Here is a 3,412-nt window from a genome sequence, read left to right as displayed (position 1 = left end):
GACAAGGGAGTGCCTCCGGGGCCTGCGGGGAGCTGGGGGTACGCCTGACGGCGGGGCCGACCGGTTTCCGTCCGGGCGGTGGCGCTCCACGGACGGGAGGCGGGCAAGAGCGGAGAGTGTAGGTGAGGGGAGGGCGCGGAAGCCAACGGATTATTTTCCGTCGTCACCCGCCGTACCCCTAGGGGGTCCGTACACCGCCGGTACTAGGGGAGGGCAGGACCTGAGAGGGAGCCGGGGGCACAGCGCATTCACTCCGGAGACCGACGCGTTTCCCAGGCGGGCGTTCCACCATGGAGACATGAGTGCAGCGACCTTCATCCCGGCATCGGCCTCCGGCCGACCCGGTCCGCCGCCCGGCGCGACCGGTCTCGACAACCACCACAACCGCCACCGCCTCGCCGACGCCCTGCGCGCCGTCAGGGTGTTCGCGAGCGCCGCGTTCGACGTCGTCATCCTCGGCGAGTACGCGGAGGAAGCGGGCGTACGCCGCCGGTGAACCCCGGGTCCCCGCGCGTGACCCGCTGCTCACCCCTGCTCCGACGCCTCAACCGCCCTGCACCGCCCGCCTCCAGGGCCCGACGACGTGGTTCCCGCTGCCCGCACTCAAGGCGGCCTTCGTCCTCGGCGCCCCTGCCTGGACCGGCGGCCGGCAGCGGCCACTGGCGACCGGTCACCAGTCGCCAGTGGCAGTCACCGGTTGTGGCCTCAGCCCTCCGACAGGAGTTCGTCCGCGTCCATGATCCGGTAGGCGTAACCCTGTTCGGCCAGGAAGCGCTGGCGGTGGGCGGCGAAGTCCTGGTCGATGGTGTCCCGGGCGACCACGGAGTAGAAGTGGGCCTGGTGGCCGTCCGCCTTCGGGCGCAGGACCCGGCCGAGACGCTGCGCCTCCTCCTGGCGGGAGCCGAAGGTGCCGGAGACCTGGATGGCGACGGTGGCCTCGGGCAGGTCGATGGAGAAGTTCGCGACCTTCGACACGACGAGGACGTTGATCTCACCCTGCCGGAACGCGTCGAAGAGCTTCTCGCGCTGGGCGTTGCTGGTCTCGCCCTTGATCACCGGCGCGTCCAGGTGGGCGCCCAGTTCGTCGAGCTGGTCGATGTACTGGCCGATGACGAGGATCTGCTGACCCGCGAAACGGCGGACGATCGCCTCGGCCACCTTCCGCTTGGTCGCGGTGGTGGAACAGAAGCGGTACTTCTCCTCCTGCTCGGCGGTGGCGTAGGCGAGCCGCTCGGAGTCGGTCAGGTTCACCCTGACCTCGACACAGTCGGCGGGCGCGATGTAGCCCTGCGCCTCGATCTCCTTCCAGGGCGCGTCGAACCGCTTGGGCCCGATCAGCGAGAACACGTCCGACTCGCGCCCGTCCTCCCGGACGAGCGTGGCCGTCAGCCCCAGCCGCCGCCGGGCCTGGAGATCGGCGGTGAACTTGAAGACCGGCGCGGGCAGCAGGTGCACCTCGTCGTAGACGATGAGGCCCCAGTCACGGGAGTCGAACAGCTCCAGGTGTGGGTAGACGCCCTTCCGCCGGGTCGTCAGCACCTGGTAGGTGGCGATGGTGACCGGGCGGATCTCCTTGCGCGTCCCGCTGTACTCGCCGATCTCCTCCTCGGTCAGCGAGGTCCGCTTCACCAGCTCGTGCTTCCACTGCCGCGCGGAGACGGTGTTGGTGACGAGGATGAGAGTCGTCGACTTGGCCTGGGCCATGGACCCGGCGCCGACGAGGGTCTTCCCGGCCCCGCAGGGCAGCACGACGACGCCGCTGCCGCCGTGCCAGAAGTTCTCCACGGCCTGCTTCTGATAGGGCCGCAGCGCCCAGCCGTCCTCGGCCAGCTCGATCGGGTGCGCCTCACCGTCCACGTACCCGGCGAGGTCCTCGGCCGGCCAGCCCAGCTTCAGCAGGGTCTGCTTGATCTGCCCGCGCTCGGAGGGGTGCACGGCGACGGTGTCGGGGTCGATCCGGGCCCCCACGAGCGGGGCGACCTTCTTCGACCGCAGGATCTCCTCCAGCACCGGCCGGTCGGTGGTGGTCAGCACGAGACCGTGCGTCGGGTGCTTGGAGAGGGTGAGGCGGCCGTACCGGTCCATCGTCTCGGCGACGTCCACCAGCAGCGCGTGCGGCACCGGGTAGCGGCTGTACTGCACCAGCGCGTCCACGACCTGCTCGGCGTCGTGGCCGGCGGCGCGCGCGTTCCACAGCCCGAGCGGCGTCACCCGGTAGGTGTGGATGTGCTCGGGCGCCCGCTCCAGCTCGGCGAAGGGCGCGATGGCCCGACGGCACTCGTCCGCCTGCTCGTGGTCGACTTCCAGGAGCAGTGTCTTGTCGGACTGGACGATGAGGGGACCGTTCACGCGCGACACCTTTCGATTCGGCCAAACGTCCAGTGTGCCTGATCGTTCCCCCTGCCAGGGTCCCAGTCCTATTGGATGTCTATTCATTCCGATGAGTGGCTGGAATTCAGATTTGCGGCAGCGGTTCCGAAGAATGCGAACCGTGCACCCACCCACCCCGGCCGACGCCGCCGACCCGGTCACCCCGTCCGTCTCCCCGCAGGGCACCACGCTCGGCTACGCCCTGTTCGCCACGCGCTGGCTCCAGGCGCCGCTGTACTTCGGTCTGGTGGCGGCGCAGGGGGTGTACGTCTACAAGTTCTTCAACGAGCTGTGGACGTTAATCGTCCGGTGCGTGAGCGGGAGCGCGACCGAGACCTATGTGATGCTCGCGGTGCTCAAACTGGTCGACGTCGTCATGATCGCCAATCTGCTGATCATGACGATCGTCGGCGGCTATGAGACCTTCGTCTCCCGCATCGGCCTCCAGGGCCACCGTGACCAGCCCGAATGGCTCTCGCACGTCAATTCCAACGTGCTGAAGGTCAAGCTCGCCACCGCCATCGTGGGCATCTCCTCCGTGCATCTGCTCCAGATGTTCGTGGACGTCCACCACACCTCCCACCACGCGCTGCTGTGGGGCACGGTGATCCACATGGCCTTCATCGCCTCGGCGGTGCTCCTGGCATACATGTCGGGGCCGATGCTGCGCGAGGACAAGGGCCACGGCTCCCACCACGGCCACTCCGACGACCCGACGCCGCCGAAGGGCCCGTGCGGGCCGGCCGAGCCGACGGAGCGGACCCGGCCGACGGAACGGACCGAGTCGCCGGCGGCCGCCGCACCCGTGATGTTCCCGGCGCCGCTGCCCATCCCGGCGCAGGCGACGTCGTACGGGAACCGCGAGAGGCACGAGAACCGCGAGAGGCACGAGAACCGCGAGAGGCACGAGAACCGCGAGAGGCACGAGAGCCACGAGAGGCACGAGACCCGCTTCACGCGGGGCGGCACCCGGCTGGAAACTCATAGACCTCTGACGCTGACGAACAATAGCACAGTCACGACACACAGCGTCGCCCTCACA

3 protein-coding genes are annotated in these 3,412 nt (G+C 69.1%); 2 read left to right on the top strand and 1 reads right to left on the bottom strand.

Going from position 1 to position 3,412, the window contains the following annotated elements; genetic code table 11:
- Positions 1–298: 298 nt before the first annotated feature.
- Complete coding sequence (locus tag P1P70_RS42295; RefSeq protein WP_319247475.1) at positions 299–496, top strand: hypothetical protein; 198 nt, start codon at positions 299–301, stop codon at positions 494–496.
- Positions 497–705: 209 nt separating this feature from the next.
- Here the strand turns inward: P1P70_RS42295 and P1P70_RS42290 are convergent, their stop codons facing one another.
- Positions 706–2,349, bottom strand: a complete 1,644-nt coding sequence (locus P1P70_RS42290; RefSeq protein ID WP_086803921.1) for a DNA repair helicase XPB — start codon at positions 2,347–2,349, stop codon at positions 706–708.
- A 142-nt stretch (positions 2,350–2,491) separates the two neighbouring features.
- On the opposite strand from P1P70_RS42290, the gene P1P70_RS42285 reads away from it, so the two are divergent.
- Positions 2,492–3,412: TIGR00645 family protein (locus tag P1P70_RS42285; RefSeq protein ID WP_319247473.1), on the top strand; the 921-nt coding region annotated here is incomplete at its 3' end.

Source organism: Streptomyces sp. MB09-02B (genome assembly GCF_033794485.1).
Taxonomy (GTDB): Bacteria; Actinomycetota; Actinomycetes; order Streptomycetales; family Streptomycetaceae; genus Streptomyces.
This window is presented reverse-complemented; position numbering and strand designations above follow the sequence as displayed.

Bases quoted from the DNA above. Each gene is read 5' to 3' on its own strand.
- P1P70_RS42295 (WP_319247475.1), top strand. From the start codon at position 299: ATGAGTGCAGCGACCTTCATCCCGGCATCGGCCTCCGGCCGACCCGGT.